This window comes from Vallitalea guaymasensis (assembly GCF_018141425.1).
GTDB classification, from domain to species: domain Bacteria; phylum Bacillota; class Clostridia; order Lachnospirales; family Vallitaleaceae; genus Vallitalea; species Vallitalea guaymasensis.
Genome location: NZ_CP058561.1, coordinates 2,227,230 through 2,246,452 on the forward strand (window position 1 = coordinate 2,227,230; position 19,223 = coordinate 2,246,452).

Here is a 19,223-nt window from a genome sequence, read left to right on the forward strand (position 1 = left end):
AATATAAGTATAAACTAATAGGTTAATATTATACTTTATATTGTATCGAATAGTATATATGTTTTTTGCTCATATGTCAACTGGAATATTATATAATTCATCAAATTTTAATCTTATGTTTGGTCCATTACTTGTTGTTGATAAAAAGTTGACGTATTACACTCAATAGATTATCAACTTGTTTAACATGCTTATAGACTTCTATCTTTGCCTTTAAACCCTTGACATCTGCTTGAGATTTAGTTGCATAATTAACATCTAATTTATCTAATAACTTATTAAGTGATTTTAATCTAGTAGTAAAATCATCATAATTTTTGTGTTTTTCATCAGTCCATCCTAATTCAGATAAAGCTGACAATCTTGGAAATGTCAAATAGTCTATTCTATCAAGATCCTTGACATATTCTGTCCATAAAGGCGCTTCTACTCCTAATATATTTTTTTCTTTATCCTTTTGTATACCCGCAGAAACAAGTTTATACTCATAGGTTTTCTTTAAAGGAGTAAGACCATATGGATAATCCAGATAAACATGATGAACATCAGACATAATAACTTTTCTGTTCTCATTAATAGCCTTTACAGTATTCTTATGATTATCTCCATCCAACCAATGTTGCACAACTACTGATTCATCAAGATTACCTGATTTCAATGCATCGTTCCATGTTATAGCTCTTTTATTTCTCTCCTTAAGAAACTTAGCTATCCTATTAGTAAAATAGCCTTGTAACTCTTCTTCATTCTTAAGTTTTTCTTCATTTATTTTGTTTTGACAATGAGGACATTCTATCCATTGTTCCTTTGGAACCTCATCTCCACCGATATGTATTAGTTCTCCTGGGAATAACCCTATTATTTCTCCTAGAACATCAAATATGAATTCATAAGTACTTTCCTTACCTGCACAAGCAATATCTTTTATAACACCAAATTTAGTACCTACCTCTAATTGTTTGCCACTGCAACTTAATTCTGGATAGGATGCTAAAACAGCCAAGAAATGACCTGGCATATCAAATTCTGGTATGATAGTTATATATCTTTCATTGGCATAATCTACAATTTCTTTTATATCACTAGCTGTATAATAACCTCCATGAGGCGTATTATCTGACTTACCACCTATTATAGTCTCTTTTCTCTTAGAACCAATCTCCGTTAACTTCTTATATTTTTCTATCTCCACTCTAAAACCTTGGTCTTCTGTCAAATGCCAATGGAATATATTCAGTTTATGGAGAGCTGCTAGGTCAATCATTCGCTTAACAACTTTTTTATCAAAAAAGTGTCTGCACACGTCAAGCATGTAACCCCTATATTCATACCTTGGTTTATCTTCAATCTCTACACATGGCAACTCATTAGGATAATCATTAATTATCTGCCTAAGAGTCTGTATCCCATAGAACATACCCTGAAGAGTCATAGCTTCCATCTGTATTCTACTATGAGCGATACTAAGCTTATAACCTTCCTTACCTAGATTCTCCAGAGCATTATTAAGACTTAATCTTATTACATTATTCTCTACTGGTTCATTTATAACCTGTAACTCCAGATTACTTGCTTCATTTAAATATTGTTTTAAAAATCTTATAACAGGTTTGATCTCATCTTCAAAGCATATCTTGGTAGACTTGTTAAGGTTGAATACCCCATCTTTTAAAATAATATGATTAGGTTTTGGTATAATATTAATACTCATTTCTAATTCCTTCTTTCTATATTATTATAAATTCGGGTCTGTCCTTAAGATGTATTAAGTAGTCCTATAAAAAATTATTTGTTCTTCTCTCTAAGTTCCCTAAAAAAATCTTTTAATAACTTACTACTTTTCTCTTCCAGTACTTCTCTAGTTACATGGACTTGATGATTGAATCTTTCCTCTTCCAATAAATTTATTATTGACCCTGCGCATCCAGCTTTTTTGTTATTGGCTGCTAATACAACTCTTGGTATCCTAGCTTGTACTATAGCTCCAGCACACATAGGACAAGGCTCCAATGTTATATACATTGTGCAATCATCCAGTCTCCAATCTCCTACTACCTTGGAAGCTTCATTTATAGCTAATATCTCTGCATGAGCCAGAGTATTTTTATCCGTGTTTCTTCTATTAAAAGCTTTTGCTATTATTTCATCATTTTTAACTATTATTGCACCTATAGGAACTTCATCTATATCAAATGCCTTTTTGGCTTGTTCAAGTGCTTCATTCATATATTCTATGTCTTTATTATTTTGCACACTCTCACCTACATTTCTTCTGCCTGATTTATTGAAACATTTTCTTGCATTTTCCCTTAGATAATGCTACCATTATTATAAAATAACAGTGCGATTAAAACAATAATATAATTTAACATTTTATTATAATATTTTAACATAAAATAAGGTTAATTCTAGGGAGGTTATTATGTCTACTTCATTCAATACGGTTAAAAAAGGTTACGACCCTAAAGAAGTACAAGAATACATACAACTATTAGAAAAAGAATTAGCAACTTACAAAGATAAGGAAGAATTTATTTCAAGAGCTCTAGTTGAAGCACAAGTTTCTGCCAAAAATGTAGTTGAACAAGCTAAGGACCAAGCAATACAGATTGAAGAGGATGCAAAACACAAACTTGAACACATTAAAGAAAAGATTGAAAAGTCAAAGGAAAAGATTTATCAATTCGAAGAGGAATATGCAAACTTTACTAAGAGATTTGAAGCCTCCTTTAATGAAAATGAACTTAATAAATTACTTACAAGTTTAGATTCCATATATACATCTTTGGAAGTAAGTCAATCTGGAAATGAAGAACCTAATGAAGATGTAATTGACTCTGCAGTTTAATTAAAGATTAGGAGTTTATATATGAATATAAAAGGGTTTACAAAAACAACTCTATTAGATTATCCTGGTCATATTGCATCCACTATATTTACTGGTGGATGTAATTTTAATTGTCCCTATTGTCATAATGGGGATTTAGTTACTGCTCATAAGGACATGGATAATATTACTGAGAAGCGTATACTTGCTCATATCAAAAAACGTTGTGGTATAATTAACTACATATGCATAAGTGGCGGAGAGCCAACATTACAACCGGATTTAATTAGTTTTCTACAGAAAATCAAAGAATATCCAATAAAAATAAAGCTTGATACCAATGGAACCAATCCTAGTTTAATCAAATCAGCTTACGAAAAGGATTTAATAGATTACATAGCCATGGATATAAAAAATAGTAAGGACAAATATGCTCTTACAGTTGATAGAAAAATCAACATTAATGATATTGAAGAATCTGTAGATTATATAAAAACCTGTGGTATAGATTATGAATTTCGAACCACTGTCATAAAAGAATTCCATACTACCCACGATATAGTTAGTATTGGTGAATGGTTGAATGGTAGTAAGAGATTTTTTATTCAACAGTATGTTGAAAGTGATAAACAAATAAAACAAGGTTTTCATGCTCATAGTCATGAAACATTAATGAATTTCAAAAATCATGTTGAACCTTATTTTGAATCAGTATCTATTCGAGGAGTTGATTAGATGGTTAGTAATTCTGGTTATTCTGAGAATAATCAAGAACCTTTAGGTTACATATCTGATGATCAATTTTTCATTGTCAACAGTTGTGGTAATGACAAGTTTTATAATACTAGTTTTTGGCAGAGAAGATTTAGCGGAAGAAAAGATTATTATCTAATCTATGTTAAAAAAGGTGTTCTATCATGTAATATCAATCGTACTCCATATAAGATTAATAAAGGTGAAGTAATTATTATAGATCCTGACATATCCCATGAAATATATTATTCGGATAAAGTATATCACGAAGTCTTTTGGGTTAATTTTACTGGCTATGGAGTTACTGATGTATTACAGCAACTAAATCTAATTTGCGAAAAAATCTATTATGTTGAAGATTGTCCAGTTATTGATAACCTATTTATGAATATAATAAAAGAACTTCAAATAAAAAGCAAATCATATATCATAATATGTAGTGGATACCTTGTTGAATTGTTAACATCTATCTCTAGATGTAAAAAGAATTGTCATGGCAATACCCATGCCAGTGAATCTGAATTACATAAAATCATGAATTATCTGAATGAGAGTTACCACCATCAACATACAATAGAAGAACTGGCGAATAAGTGTAATCTATCTCCCTATTATTTTATACGAAAATTCAAAAAAGTGTCTGGTTATTCACCACAAAAATATTTATTACGAATACGTATGGAAAATGCAAAGAAAATGCTTGTAGAATCGAATCTTAATATTGGGGATATCGGAACCATGGTTGGATTCAAGAATGCATTATATTTCAGCAAAGCTTTCAAGGAATTTGTTGGAATAAGTCCTTCTCAATTCAGGAAGATATTACAGGATACAGAAGAATAAAGAAGGGGGCTGTAGAATTAAACAGCCCCCCTTCTTTATCTTTACAGAATTCATATTCAGTAATTTTCTATACTTTATCAATACATGACATCCACCAATTAATAGGCTCCAACCTTATATCCCCATCTTTTCTATCAAAGAAATCAAATGCAAATATTTTCTCAAGCAATTGCCTTTTATCATTTTCTTCGTAATTAGCAATATCTATGTTTTGCTTATCACATTGTTCTTTTATCATAGGATATAATTTGTCCCATAATTTTTCAGGATTAATTATATTCATCTGGTCGCAGTGATTGATTGATAGATTACTAGCCAACCTATTAAGACAGCTTAGAACTTCACTATTTTCATAAGGATGTAAAACTGTAATCTGTTTTAACTCATTATCTAGCATATGCTTCATCAATAAGCTCTCTATATGTTCACTATCACCTTGTATCTCCAATATACATTTAGGATTTTCTTTTTCATATATCATATAACCTTTGCTACTATCATCATTACAGCATTTGATAGCAATATTGGATCTTTCCAGATTTATCTCCCAATTATCTGTAGACCTTGATGCTCTGTTTTCATAGTTATCATATAATGAGCTTAACATAGGTATATCTTGGATAGTAGCTAAATGGATATCTTTCTCTGTATCATCAACCAATTTAACTAACTGTCTGTACTCTATTTCAAACTTACATGTTCTACCACTATAATCCCATCCATAATTCTTGTAACGAAGTCTGTCACCAATCAACCATGAGATATCATAACCTTCATCATACATCATCTTTATTGTTTCTTTTAACATAAAAGACATTAATCCTTTGTTCCTGTAATCTTTCAATATGCATACAGTTCCAATCCCACCAACAGTTAGATTTACTTTACTTCCTTGGTATGCAGTTTCTAACTCTAGAGGGTATATTCCTATACAGCCTACTATCTTGTTGTCTATCTTAAGAATTCTATTATTAGCAATCTCCCTACTGGTAGCATGTTCTACCTCTGGAAAAATATGAGGAAGATGTTTAACAAACCAATTATCCTCTTCTTTCATAAATGCCTCATTAATAACCAATAACAATTCTTCATAGTCCTTAGGTGTACACTTTTCAAAGCTTTTATCTAAATTATTGTTCATCCATTAACCCTCCTGGTATTATCATTTTTCTTGTCTATTCCCACTATTTTATATTCAAAATCTTGATACACGAATCTTTCCTCTATTCCCCTCTGTAATAGATCTTTGCTGAAATCGTTCATGGTGTTTTTATTATATGGGTTGGACTCAATATCTATTTCAAATACTTCCTTGGACATATTATCTTGTACATATACTCTGTCTCCAAACCATACTGTCTGATCTGGATGGAAGTCTCCTTGCAATTCAACATTTTCTTCTTTTTGTTCATCATTTTCAACTATAACTTGTTCACTATCATTATCTTTCATTTCACCTTTGATGAATTCAATTCTATCAATGACATCATTGACAACCTTCTCAGAATCCTTCCACCAATCTAAGCTCCATATCCTATATAGATTCCAACCTCTTGATTCTAAGAATCTCTTTCTATGGATATCACGTTCTCTTGTAGAAGGCTGGTTATAATAAGAATAACCGTCACATTCAATTCCAAGTAAATATCTAGAACTATCTTTGTCATATACTGCCAAGTCGATTTTATAATCTGAGACTCCTACGTTTTTCTCTACAAGATAGCCTTTGTCTTTTAATCTGACATATAACTTGGATGCGATATCATCCATATCATCTGCTTTTTTATCCCTGTCTTTTGTGTATACCAACTCTCTTAGGACATTTTCTGCTTCAGCATTTTCTTTGGAGGACACTTCTCTAGCATACTGAAGATAGTTTTTAAATAATTTTGCTCCGATATTCTTTGTTCCTTCTACTTTCAATTCTTCTGGTTCAATAGAAGTTATCACATATATTTTTTCCTTAGCACGGCTAATAGCAACGTTAAGTCTATTCTCTCCCCCATCTTGTGATAGAGCACCGAAATTCACAGATACTCTGTCAGATTCATTAGGAGCATAACCTATTGAGAATATGACTATATCTCTTTCATCCCCTTGGACATTTTCAATATTTTTAACGAATATACTTACATCTTCATTTCCGTTTTTACGATTCTTTTCATGGTTATATAGCTTCTTGAATTCTTTGTCATAGTTTCCTCTGGTATCCAATAAATCACTGATTAGATCTTTTTGGGTTACGTTGAATGTTATAATCCCTATAGTCTCATTATTTTTTCTTGTTTTCAATATTGAATCTACCAAGTCCACTACTTTACTTGCTTCTGCATTATTTTTCCTCTCTATCCACTTACCATCGACTTTTATTCTTTCTATTGGAGAAGGCTTACTGCCTCTTATGTTAACTATGTTAGGGGATATATTAAGATTACCACCATAAAAAGCATAGTTAGAAAAGTTAATGAGTTCCTCATATCTGGAACGATAGTGATAGTTAAGGTGTACTGAAGGATAATTAATCTTAGCAAGGTCTAGAAGACTTTCTTCTTCAAATGCTGCTGCAGTTTCTATTGTTGCTAATTCTTCGTCAAAATCATCATATCTTGCCATGAATGTAGAGCTTGGTTTTAACTGCTTATCATCCCCAGTTACTACAACTTGTTTTCCTCTATATATAGTCGGTATTGCATTTTCAACGTACATTTGAGACGCTTCATCAAATATTATCATATCGAACATACCCTCTTTTAGAGGCAATATATCAGAAACAGTTTCTGGACTGAGAAGCCAGCATGGAAAAACAGTCAATAAAAGTTCACTAAATTCAATGACATATTTTCTGATTGGCCATGTCTTACGTTTTTTCTCAGCTTGTCTCTTGAACTCTTTGAAAAGAGGTGTATCAACAAACAGCTGCAACTTATCATTCCATTTGCTTTTTATCAGGTCAGCTGTAAGACCATTCTTTTCCTTCATGAGATTATCAATTTCTTGGATAGTCTCTTGGTACATTGAAAAATGAAGGTAGAAATCGTTGTATTCTTTTGTTTTTTCTATATCATTAATATGTATTAAGGTTGTAAAAGGAATAATATTGCTTAGTACTTCATTAATATCATCATGGTCTTTTACTGCATTTACAGCATAATCCAGTATTTTTACTTGAAGATTGGACAAGTTGTCTATTCTGTTTTTTAATCCATAAAATACTTCTATATTATCAGCTGCATCTTTTATTTTTTCCAAGTCACTGATAATGTCAAATTCCAGTACGAATTTTTCACATAACGAGTTGAACATATCTTCTCTTATTACTGGTTTCAATTCTTTTAACATAGCTATTACTTCATTGATTATTATGCCATACCTAATGAATAACTTCTCAAGATCAGTCTTTTTCTCTTCAAAAGTCAGCATATTCTTTTCATATTCTTCTTTTTTACTTTTATGTTTTAACCAATGGTTGGGACTCCACCATTTATTGTCTTCACTCTGCTCTATCAACTGACCATTAGCCTGTTGATTTATCATATGAGCATGATTGATTACTTGCTGTTTAGTTACCCCAAAATCATTTTCAGCATACAATCTCCCTACTTTTTCTAAATTCTCCAGCTCTATTTTTGGTATTTCACTGTTGATTTTATCAGTAATCCTAATGATGATATCTTGTAATTCTTGTATTTCAATAAAATCCAGTTTCCTTACAAAAGTATCAATCATAGGGTTTTCTTTACACATTTCTTTGTAGCTAATATAAGTTTGCGCAATGATGTCATTGGATTCTATACCATCCATAGCTTCTCTTAGCTCTTGATATTTATAATTTTCAAAAGGGTTGTCCTTACGAAAACTCCTATAGCTTTCATATCTTATATCTTCTGTTGAGGTTATAGCTTCTGAGCAGACATACATGTCATGAAGAGTTATACCGTATTCTCTTTCTTCATGAAGTATTTCTGCCATATTAGTCAGATAGCTTATCTTTTCGTCAATTGCAGATGCATCATCATCAATCTTGAGATTAAGGGAATTATCGAAATCCATTGCTTCTGTACTAATACATTCACATACTTTTCTATAGAAATCCCTCTTATTCTTGTTGGCATCATGTACTAGGGCAATCTTTTGATTAATATCCGCTAATCTATTATATATTACATCTAGGGCAGCTCTTTTTTGAGATACCATCAATACTTTTTTCCCTTTGGCTAGAGAATCACATATGATATTTGCTATGGTTTGGGATTTACCTGTTCCTGGTGGTCCATATATAACAAGATTGCTTTTTTCATTAGTACTTAATACTGCATTCTCTTGACTATTATCTAGTGAAGATAAGAAGTAGACTTCTTTTTCTGATAACTGCTTTGCTTTTTCATCTGACTTTTCAACAATTTCATCAGATACATTTTCGTCTTCTTTATTCATCAATAACAGTTCAAGTACTTCGTTGTATAATTCTTCCTGCTCTAGATATTGATAGTCAGTATATATGGAGTTAGATAATGGAAATTGTCCTAATACCATATAGTTTTTCAATATCAATTCTCCTGCTTCATAGCTAGGCAACTTTGCATTAGTGTAATCAACAAATCTTTCAATATCTCTTTTATTAGTATCTTGTATATTGATTTTATTCTCACCAAGATATTTTATTAGTCCAGAGATTGCATCATCTGAGAATTGTTCTAGTGATGAGAATTCCATCTCTAATTCTGTTATCTTGGATTCATTGAATTTGCAATAGGCAAATATGAATACCTTATTTATTAATATCTCTTGGTCGATAATATTGGAAATCTGCCATTTATTACTAACTTTTTCTAGTTTTACAGGGAACATAAAAAGAGGAGCTCTAACGAAGGTTGAGTCATTGAATCTTCCCTCAACAAATGGATAGCTTAGATATAATTCATATTTTCCTGTTTCTTTTTCTACTGCATCAATCTCTCTAAGCAAATAGTTGATGTTGTTAGAGTAACCTATCATCTTTTCAATCTTATCGTCTATCTTATTCTTGTCAGCAACTAATTCCATATCATATTTATCATTGATTTCTTGTTTTCTTTTAGTGAGTACTAGTTTTTCTTCTTCAGATACATCATTCAATTCTTTTATTGTCTCTTCGAGAGCTAATAATTCCTGTTTTCTATTATTGGCAATTTGCTTTTCTGAAGCTTTTAAATCCTCATTTCTTATCTTATAAGGGTCGTCAATGATTATTTTCTTTCCTTTTTCCCTGTTTATCAAAAAATTGGTAAGTTCTTCATTTATGTTTTTATCTAATTCAATCAACCTTGATATATCGAATGATCTTTTTTTATGTATTTTCTTAAGAACCAGACTTCTATTTCTTCCGCTTAGGTTAATTAACCTATCTTTATATGTTTTTAGAATATCTTTCACCGAATATTACCCCCTGCTAAAGTAGATAAATTGATATTTACTGCTTACTAATGGTTTTATTATATCAAAATTATAGCTTATTACAAATATTTTATATATTTTTATCCCCAAGATGTCTCTTCTTTTGTTTTCTGAGAATAGTTTTCAGCTATCATAAATATAATTCAATAATAAAAAGCGATAGTATCAAATATCGCTACCATCGCTTTTACCATTATTAATGAGTTAACTTATAGATTTTTCTATTCTAATATTCCTATTATTATTGGCTTTATTGCCAAATTTTAAACGCATCATGTACTATATACGTATTGGATGAACTGGCATTCTTATCACCACTTACAACTATTTTTATTGTATGTTTATTATTGGCAAGCCCCCTTACGCTGTATAAAACTTGTTGATGCTGTTTAGAAGATGATTCATAACAATCTAGGTTTTCTTGTACCAGCTGTCCATCCAAATATATATCAGCATAACCTAGATTAGAATTTTTTGCACCTATCCAGTCTACCCCAGTTCCAATGAATTCATATTCTATATAACTATCCTGTGTATTACTATAATGCTCCGTATCTAAATAATTATTGGGATCTTGAGTATACTGTACCCATGTACCTTGATATATATTTTCTATATCATTATCATCAATAATATAACTGTAGGATTTATGATTTCCAGCTTTTGAGATTGTATCAACAACATATGGTATACTCATATCTGGTTCTGATGGGTTAGGTCTAGATGATGAACCTGGATATGTAAAATGATTATGAGGGTAATTCTCTGTCATTACTGCATCCATATGTCCAACCATAATATCTCTATCTGACATTTCCGACCAGTAACCTACATTGCGGTTAAAGAAAAATGTATCTGGCTGTGATGATGCTACTCTATAGACTACATTTCTGCTTATATCCGTATATCCTGAACTTCCTTCATCTAAATATATACCTCCCGGTGCTCCTACAACATTATCATGAACATGATTACCCTTTATTCTTGATCCAGGCTGATATCCAAGCATATAGATTCCACCACCATCATGCAGCTTTTCAAGGCAGTTTCTTATATGATTGTATTCTATTACATTTTGTCCAGCTATAGTTGGACAATCGTATCCCCAGCTCCATCCACTGCTTATTCCTGTATAAGATACGTGATCAAGGTCATTATAACTTACAATTGTTCCTTTTGTTAGTCCTAACCATACACCTATAGCTCCATTATAACTTTCTCCGATGTTATATATTTTATTGGCTAGTATTTTGTTATTTTTTACGACATTTGTATCTGCAGCATAATTAGATTCTTCTGTATTTTCAGGTCCTATTTGAATTCCTGAAGAGCCTATACCATCAAATTCACTCCCAATTACGGTATTATTCTGGCTTTCTCTATGGAAATCAACACCAGCTTTACCTATCATCTTGAACTTACAATCATCAAATCTAATGTTACTAGAATAATCAAATCTGATTGCCCCTGGCATTTTAGTCCAGTTACCGTTACGTTTCAAAAATGATGCCTGTCCTGTAACAGCCCCTTCTTCGCTATTGGGACTATTATAACCTGTACATTCAAATGAGATTCCTGTAAATGAAATATTCTTAATGTGGTCATTGCTTTCTCCAGAACCTAAAATCAAATCTTCCACTTTTGGTACATAAACTTGGGCACTCTGCATATCTTCACCATTTCTTGGTATATAATAGATATACTTGGAACTTCTGTCAAAATAACTTTCGCCTGGTTCATCCAGTAGTTCAAAAGCATTTTGTACATAGTTAGGGTCTTGGATAGCAAGAGGTCCTCCTATTCCAGTTTGTACATCATAGAAAGCTTGTGGTTTCATTTCTATGTTCAATCCACCAGAAGAATTAGTTAGTGCACTCTTAACTGGTATAATATGAAATGTCCATCCTACAAGGTATACCATTTCAATATCTGATACATTTCTCCAATTATTCATATTATTGAACTCATAAGAAGAGTCTGTTGTATATCCTTGATGAACAGTTAGAGTTCTATCTCTTGCAGTATCTTCATAATATTTTGGGAAACCATCAACTGAATTATCGTACCATGTCATATTTGGATTATCATAACCACTCCATCCATTGATTCCTGTTCCTGTATTTCTTGCGATTACTGCTCTTCTTCCATTAACATATATTTCTCTGGAATAGTCTACATCCGAAGGTGCTAAAGCTCTATAAGCACCTGCTTTATCTGGAGCCGCTTCCCATCCTTCAACTTTTTTCCCACCACTGATTACTGGTGTCTCGTTAGGGTATGCTTTATATAATACATTGTACCCGTTTGTTCCTGAATCAGTTTTGTTTAGTATTATAGGTTCATCAATGAAATATGTTCCCCCCCTAAGATATACAATTATATCACCTGTCATATTGCTGTTTATGGTTCTTACAAAATCTCTTGCTCCTGCAATAGTTTTTAATGGTGCTTCTATAGTCCCAGGATTATTGTCATTCCCATCGGGTGATACGTATAACTCAGCTTGATAATTATCTTGTTTTGTTATGGTTACGTTCCACTTATAGCTATTACCATTTTTTGCAGTGACTGTATATTCTACAGATCCATTGCTAAAATCCATAGCTTGATTATTATCAGGTGAACAAGTTGTATAGTCTGTAGTTGTTATTATCGGATAGACTTTAGTTAGATCTGTATCATTAAATACTTTTATATTAATCTGCTGATTAGTATAATCTATGCTAGTTGAACCTATCTGATTTGGTACAACAAATGATTTTATACCGGCTTTTTGAACAACCACATCAACTTCTGGTTGTAAATTGTCAGGATTATAAAAATAAGGTGGTGAAGTAAATAGATTATTATTAATAGTTCCTGTGAAATGATAGATACCTGGCTGATTAGGATTAAAAGGATTGTTTATGTCTTCTTTCCAACTTTTATTAGGGTCTGTTGACGGATATATATCTATCCTACCCCTAATGTCATTCTTCTCTTGTGTTGCATACATAGCTTGATGTGGCAATGGAAGATTGTCATTTGCTATTCCTTCTGTCACTACTATATCATCAATACTTCTTATGCTTGTCAGCTTGATGGGTTCTCCATAGACTTCCATTTCAACAATATGTACCCAATCATCACTTGGTGTTAATTTAATATAACGTACAGTACTGTCATAGGATATGCTGCATTCATATGGCTCATAATATGCAGGACTATTATTTATACCACTTGCACTTGGCGGATCTATTCCCGTATCCTGGTCATATACTGTTGTCCAGTTTGTTTTATCATTACTTACTTCTAATTTTATATGGACTGGTGCACACTCGAAATTAACATTGTTAGAATTCTTGTTAAAGTATAATAACACTTTATTTATGGATCTCTCCTGCCCCAAATCTACAATTGCCCAATAAGGTTCTACATAGTTCTCTTCAAATGGTGCCCAAAATGTTGCCACACCATCTACTGATGCCCTGTCTTTCCTTCCGTCAACAATAGCACTTGCTGGATACTCTGGGTAAGATGAAGATGCCTCTACATTTTTCCCTAATGCATAATTTTCACTCACCGCTTCTGCATGTACCGTTAAATAACTAAATGATAAATTAAATAGATTAGTAAATACATAAAAACATAATACTGTGACAATTAATAAACGCGAATATTTTTTTATCCCCATAATAATAAAAATCCTCCTTCTTAAAAATATTGTTAATCTCAATATTTATTATATTTGATTAAATCAAACAAACAATAATAAAATATCACAAAAAATATAAATATATGATTATTATTAATAATTCTTTGGTAAAATTTACTGATTAAACACATTTAAACAATATATTTTATAATAATATAGCTTAATTTATTAAATAATATATATTAATTATTGTATATATTTGATATATGATATTCCCAACATATAGTACTTATCTGTTATTATTAAATATTATTTGTTTGAGAATAAGTTACACTATAATACTAAGTAATATTCACAGATAATATGGTTAAACTAGATATTGATAACATATTAGAAAGGAGCATATCATGTTAAATAGTATCTATGAAACACGTACAAGATTAGATGAAGGTTACCATATCTCATTGACCATACCAAAAGAAGAATACACAGTCATATATGGAAATGATATCAATGAACAACATGCCACTGAGATTATTAATGATTATCTACAACATAGAGATGATGACGGTGAAGCCCATGACATCAAGATATATGACCATGAAGCCAGTAATATGATTGAGATAGAAGCTCAGTTGAATTATATAGGAAATGAGCATACTGATTATCATAAATCTCCTGGAAAACTGTTTTCAAAAAATACCAATGAATAATATATACCAAGGGGCTTAATCATTAAATTTCAGCCCCGTTTTATTTCCCCATAAAGGACTCATGTCCATTGACTGAAATCGGGAATTATACTATAATTATAGTACTTGGACATATTATAATTTATAGCTTTTAATATATTCAAGTATCTAAAATTAAATATTATTGGGAGGATTGTTATGAAAAACAGAGTAAGAAAGTTATTAAGCATGTTACTAGTTCTAACCGTAGTATTTAATCTACATACTATATTCATGTATGCAGGTGACGATACTATCACTTCAACACCAACAACTACTGACACAACCTTACCAGCAGTCAATCAGCTAGAAAATGTAATTGACATATTAACTGTCAACGACTTCCACGGAAATGTAAAAGAAAGTGGTAAAAACATAGGAATGTCTAAAATGGTTCGTTATATTAATGAACAAAAAGCTGTAAATCCTAATACCATTGTTGTTTCTGGTGGAGATAACTACCAAGGAACAGCTCTTTCTAATCTAACATATGGTGCTCCTGTTAATGAAATGTTCAAAGGAATGGATGTTCTTGCATCAGCAGTAGGAAACCATGAATTTGACTGGGGTGTAGATAGAATTGAACAATGGGCAAAAGATGGGAATTTTACTTTCCTTGCTTCTAATATCTACGATAAAACAACTAATGAACCTGTAACTTGGGCCAAGCCTTATTTAATTCATGAAATAGCAAATAAAAAAATTGCATTTATTGGTATATCAACAATAGAAACTGCTCATAAAACTAAAGTAGATAATGTAGCTACTCTAGAATTCAAATCAGCTGACGAGGCTGCTAAGATTTGGGTAGATTATCTACAAGCTGGTAAAGCTGAAGAAGGAACTCCAGATATAATTATCGCCCTAACTCATGTTCCTACATGGCAGGATAACTATGGAGAAAATCCTGAAACTCCTATAACTGGTGATGAAATCAATGCTCTATGTCAAGTTGAAGGACTTGACGCAGTTATAACAGGTCATTCACATAAAACTGTTGCTGGTTATATCAATGATAAACCTGTTGTTCAAGCATATAAATATGGTAGAGCAGTTGGTAAAATATCTATAGAACTAAATGAAGATGGTACAGTAAAATCCATTACTCCATCTGTAGATTCTGTTTATAAAAATTCTAAAGACCTACTTGAAGATTCAGAAACCAAAGAAATATATGATAAATACAAAGAAGATTTTGCTCCAATAGCTGACGAAGTGGTAGGACAGTTAAAAGGACGTTTAGCACATGATACCAATAACGTTACTCCACTAGGCTATTATGTTACAGATATCATGAGAAAATCCGCTAATGCTCAAATAGGATTAACTAATGGTGGCGGTCTTAGAAGAAGTCTTGAAGAAGGCGATATTACTATGGGCGATTTATACGAGGTAATACCTTTTGATAATACTTTAGTCACTATGGAAGTATCTGGTTCATTACTTCAATCATTAGTAGATCATGGAATTGATGCAGCTGACATGGGTGACGGTCAATTTGCTGGATTGAAGGTTATATATGACCCTAATGCAGAATATGAAAAAAGAGTAGTCAGCATTACATTAGAAGATGGTACTCCTTTAGATATGGATAAAAAATATACATTGGTAACTAATGATTTTGTAGCTACTGGTGGAGATAAGTACAACTTTGAAGGTGCTGAAAATGTTGTAGACACATTTGTTCCAATAAGAGATGAACTTGTTAAAGCAATAAAAGCAGAAGGTACAGTAGTAGCTCCTACCGTAGACGTAATGTCAACTATAGGTACTTATGAAATAAAAGCTGGTGATGTTTTATGGAAAATAGCTAAGGTATATAATACTACCTATCAAGAACTAGCTAAGTTAAACAACTTAAAGAATCCTCATAAAATATACACCGGAAAAACATTATTAGTACCCGCTAACTAATTAGTATTTAGTAAGGGGCTGTATCATGATACAGTCCCTTTTCTTAACCCTGAACAAGGAGAAAAATGACATGAAATGTAGATTATTAGTTTTGATTATACTTACTTCATTGTTCTTGACCTCTTGTAATTCCAACCCTGAAGGTGATATTACTAAAGATGAAAAATATGGTGGTCTTGCTACATATTATGAAGAAGATATGGAAAAACCTGAATATGACGTGGTCAAAGCAAAAGTTATTAGAGTAGATAGAGATGATACTACTCTTGATCGTCCTGACATTCCAATTGAACAAGACATTAGATATCAGCATCTTTATATTAGGTTATTGCAAGGTAAGCATAAAGGCGAAGAATACTCTGTCAGGAACACAGTTGAGATGGTCAATCCATATAGACTGGTTTTTAAGACAGGAGATAAAATGTACATCTATGTTTATGAAACCGATAAAGGCACAGTTGGAAATATACATATATATGAACGCTGTAGAGACAGTGCAATCTTTATCATTGTGATAGCTTTCTTGATACTATTAGTTGTCGTAGGAGGATTCAAAGGACTAAAATCAGTAATTACCCTTACTTTCACCATAATACTCATAGCCTTTGTTATGTTACCACTTATTCTAAGAGGTTTTAATCCTTTGGTAGTAACAGTGGGAATCATATCTATAACTACAACCTTTACATTGCTTATAATAAGTGGGTGGAACAAAAAGACAAGAACAGCAATTTTAGGTACTGTAGGCGGGGTTCTAGTAGCAGCTCTTGCTGCTGGTCTTGTCAGTGGAGTTGCCATGCTCACTGGACTTGGTGATGAACAGGCTAGAATGTTAGCATATATTCCTCAAAATAGGCACTTGGATTTTAAAGGAATCTTATTATCTGGTATTATAATAGGTGCTCTAGGAGCTGTTATGGATGTTTCACTATCAATAGCTTCAGCTATGTGGGAAATCGAAGACAATACACCTAAGATATCGACTAAAAGATTAATAAAATCAGGCATGAATATTGGTAAAGATATAATGGGTTCTATGTCCAATACGTTGATATTAGCTTATGTTGGCGGTTCAATACATCTCTTGTTGTTGTTTATCGCTTATGACATAACTATAATTGAAATCTTGAATATGGATATGATTGCCTCAGAAATCGTAAGGGCAGTAGCAGGCAGTATAGGTCTCATTTCGGCTATTCCATTAACTACATGGATAGGTGGCACAATAGGAAGAAAAAATTAAGTTTTTGTAGACAACCAATACTTTATTCTATATAATATACTTGTACTGTAGCAGAGCAGATATTACGCGTTAAGTGTTAGAGGATGGGAAGTTTCCTCTAAACGAAAAACCTACATGGTGTTAGGTTTGCGGTGTGATATTGTTTCCGCTGTTACATAGAGAATAAGTGTATGATAATACCTTTTTTCTTTTTATGTAACAGATACTATGTAAAAAGAAAGGGGGTTTTTTGTTTATGCAAAATAATACAAAAACCGTTTATGTGATGCTTTTATGATTATTTTCGGAATAATACAATTAATAATCCAATAAAATTATAGGAGGCACATAAATGAATAAATCAAAATCAAGTTATTATATAAAAGTAATTGTACAGACAGGTCTACTTATCGCAATCGCCCAGATTGTTAAGATGTTCAGTACTTACATCTATTTTGCAGGAGCACCAGCAATTAGAATTAGTTTCTCAGGTCCTTTTACCAAAATGCCTGGTATCTTGTTTGGTCCTGTTGTGGGTGGTATTAGTGCTGGTCTATCTGATATTATAGGTTATCTTATTAAACCTCAAGGACCTTATATTCCTTGGTTAGGCGTAACAGCTATATTAGGTGGTATTCTTACTCCTCTCATCTGGAAAGGATTAAAGAATATTGAGATCAAAAAACTGCAAACTATATGTATAATTGTTTTTTCAGCAATCGGTCTACTTGGTATATTTAATCATATTCAACTTACTTACTATGAAACTGGTACTTGGGCTAAATATATATCATCTATTGGCAAAACCACTACTTTTGCAACTGTTTTATTAATAGCTACTTCACTAGTAGGATTCTTACTGCTGTTGATAGACCGCATAATCCAAAAAAGATATAATCAACTTAAAATATATAATAATTTCTTGAAATTAATTATATCCGTGGGTATACCAGGATTATTAGTAACTACGATTAATACTCAACTTCTTAGAATGTTTATTCCTGTGTTATCCAAAAAAGCCTTTATTGCTTTTCTACTGCCTAGACTTGTAGAAGAGTTATTCATAACAGTTTATATATCATATATGTTGTCGCTATTGCTATATTTATATAATAATTTATTTAAAAACAAATAATCACTTAGAGGTATGGATAAATGAAGAAGATATATTCAACAAATAGATTGGTACTACGAACTATTGATACATCCTTCACTAGAAGGGTATTAGACTATTATACACGTAACAAAGATTTTCTGATGCCTTGGGAACCAAAACGTGAACAAAACTTTTATAAGCCTATGACACATAGAAAAACTTTACGAAGAGAACAAGATCTAATTAATAATCTATCTATGCTCAGGCTTTGGATTTTCAAGAAAGAGGATACTGGTTTTGAAAGAATTATAGGAACCTTAGCCTTCTCCAACATTGTTAGAGGCTGTTTTCAATCATGTTTCTTAGGATATAAGCTTGATAAAGATGAAATTAATAAAGGTTATATGTCAGAAGCTCTTGAAAAAGGAATAGAAGTAATGTTTCATGACTATAAGCTTCACCGCATAGAAGCTAACATAATACCTAGGAATGAAGCTTCAATTAATCTAGTTAAAAAATTAGGATTCACTAACGAAGGACTATCAAAGAAATATCTTAAGATCAATGATATATGGGAGGATCACTATCATATGGTATTGCTTAATGAAGACATGGAATAGAAAAATAAATGTAGAAATATATCTTATAATAAGAAATGTTAACACATTATTTACATTTGAAACATGAATTATACACAATTATATACTATGATGGTATTGTAAGAAAAAACTCTTACATAAGAAACTCCCCCCTCATTCTTTATATAATAA

Annotated in this window: 13 protein-coding genes and 1 riboswitch; of the genes, 8 read left to right on the forward strand and 5 right to left on the reverse strand. The window is 31.8% G+C overall.

From position 1 onward, the window contains the following. Positions 1-127 precede the first annotated feature (127 nt). Positions 128-1,711, reverse strand: coding sequence for a beta-N-acetylhexosaminidase (locus HYG85_RS09900; RefSeq protein ID WP_212693322.1), 1,584 nt, complete (start codon positions 1,709-1,711; stop codon positions 128-130). Positions 1,712-1,785: 74 nt separating this feature from the next. Continuing rightward, positions 1,786-2,253, reverse strand: a complete 468-nt coding sequence (tadA, locus tag HYG85_RS09905; protein ID WP_276515029.1) for a tRNA adenosine(34) deaminase TadA — start codon at positions 2,251-2,253, stop codon at positions 1,786-1,788. 169 nt (positions 2,254-2,422) lie between these two features. On the opposite strand from tadA, the gene HYG85_RS09910 reads away from it, so the two are divergent. The 3 genes from HYG85_RS09910 to HYG85_RS09920 are packed head-to-tail and all read left to right on the forward strand — an operon-like array spanning position 2,423 to position 4,423. Then, complete coding sequence (locus tag HYG85_RS09910; RefSeq protein WP_212693323.1) at positions 2,423-2,848, forward strand: DivIVA domain-containing protein; 426 nt, start codon at positions 2,423-2,425, stop codon at positions 2,846-2,848. 21 nt (positions 2,849-2,869) lie between these two features. After that, positions 2,870-3,562 carry an anaerobic ribonucleoside-triphosphate reductase activating protein gene (locus tag HYG85_RS09915; protein ID WP_212693324.1) on the forward strand — a complete coding sequence of 231 codons (693 nt, stop codon included), beginning with the start codon at positions 2,870-2,872 and terminating at the stop codon, positions 3,560-3,562. Beyond that, entirely contained in the window at positions 3,563-4,423 is an 861-nt protein-coding gene (locus tag HYG85_RS09920; RefSeq protein WP_212693325.1) for an AraC family transcriptional regulator, read from the forward strand. A 67-nt stretch (positions 4,424-4,490) separates the two neighbouring features. On the opposite strand, the gene HYG85_RS09925 is transcribed toward HYG85_RS09920, so the two are convergent. The 3 genes from HYG85_RS09925 to HYG85_RS09935 form a co-directional block, all read right to left on the reverse strand. Further along, positions 4,491-5,564 carry a GNAT family N-acetyltransferase gene (locus tag HYG85_RS09925; RefSeq protein ID WP_212693326.1) on the reverse strand — a complete coding sequence of 358 codons (1,074 nt, stop codon included), beginning with the start codon at positions 5,562-5,564 and terminating at the stop codon, positions 4,491-4,493. Continuing rightward, a complete protein-coding gene (locus HYG85_RS09930; protein WP_212693327.1) occupies positions 5,561-9,835 on the reverse strand; it encodes an AAA domain-containing protein in 4,275 nt (1,424 codons plus the stop codon). Before HYG85_RS09930 ends, HYG85_RS09925 begins: the two co-directional genes overlap by 4 nt. A gap of 271 nt (positions 9,836-10,106) precedes the next feature. Beyond that, the gene (locus HYG85_RS09935) at positions 10,107-13,529 is read right to left on the reverse strand and encodes a discoidin domain-containing protein (protein WP_212693328.1); all 3,423 of its coding nucleotides are present in this window, start codon (positions 13,527-13,529) and stop codon (positions 10,107-10,109) included. Positions 13,530-13,897: 368 nt separating this feature from the next. Here HYG85_RS09935 and HYG85_RS09940 point away from each other — a divergent pair, with 368 nt between their 5' ends. From HYG85_RS09940 to HYG85_RS09960, 5 genes are all read left to right on the forward strand, one after another. Beyond that, on the forward strand, positions 13,898-14,203 hold the full coding sequence (locus tag HYG85_RS09940; protein WP_212693329.1) for a hypothetical protein: 306 nt from the start codon (positions 13,898-13,900) through the stop codon (positions 14,201-14,203). Positions 14,204-14,380: 177 nt separating this feature from the next. Then, positions 14,381-16,135, forward strand: a complete 1,755-nt coding sequence (locus HYG85_RS09945) for a 5'-nucleotidase C-terminal domain-containing protein (protein ID WP_212693330.1) — start codon at positions 14,381-14,383, stop codon at positions 16,133-16,135. 70 nt (positions 16,136-16,205) lie between these two features. After that, positions 16,206-17,378 carry a YibE/F family protein gene (locus HYG85_RS09950; RefSeq protein ID WP_244971305.1) on the forward strand — a complete coding sequence of 391 codons (1,173 nt, stop codon included), beginning with the start codon at positions 16,206-16,208 and terminating at the stop codon, positions 17,376-17,378. A 49-nt stretch (positions 17,379-17,427) separates the two neighbouring features. After that, positions 17,428-17,531: riboswitch (THF riboswitch) on the forward strand. Between the two features lie 178 nt (positions 17,532-17,709). After that, positions 17,710-18,492: an ECF transporter S component gene (locus HYG85_RS09955; protein ID WP_212693331.1), complete on the forward strand. Its 783-nt coding sequence runs from the start codon at positions 17,710-17,712 to the stop codon at positions 18,490-18,492. Positions 18,493-18,512: 20 nt separating this feature from the next. After that, positions 18,513-19,073 carry a GNAT family N-acetyltransferase gene (locus HYG85_RS09960; RefSeq protein WP_212693332.1) on the forward strand — a complete coding sequence of 187 codons (561 nt, stop codon included), beginning with the start codon at positions 18,513-18,515 and terminating at the stop codon, positions 19,071-19,073. The last annotated feature ends 150 nt before the right edge of the window (positions 19,074-19,223 follow it).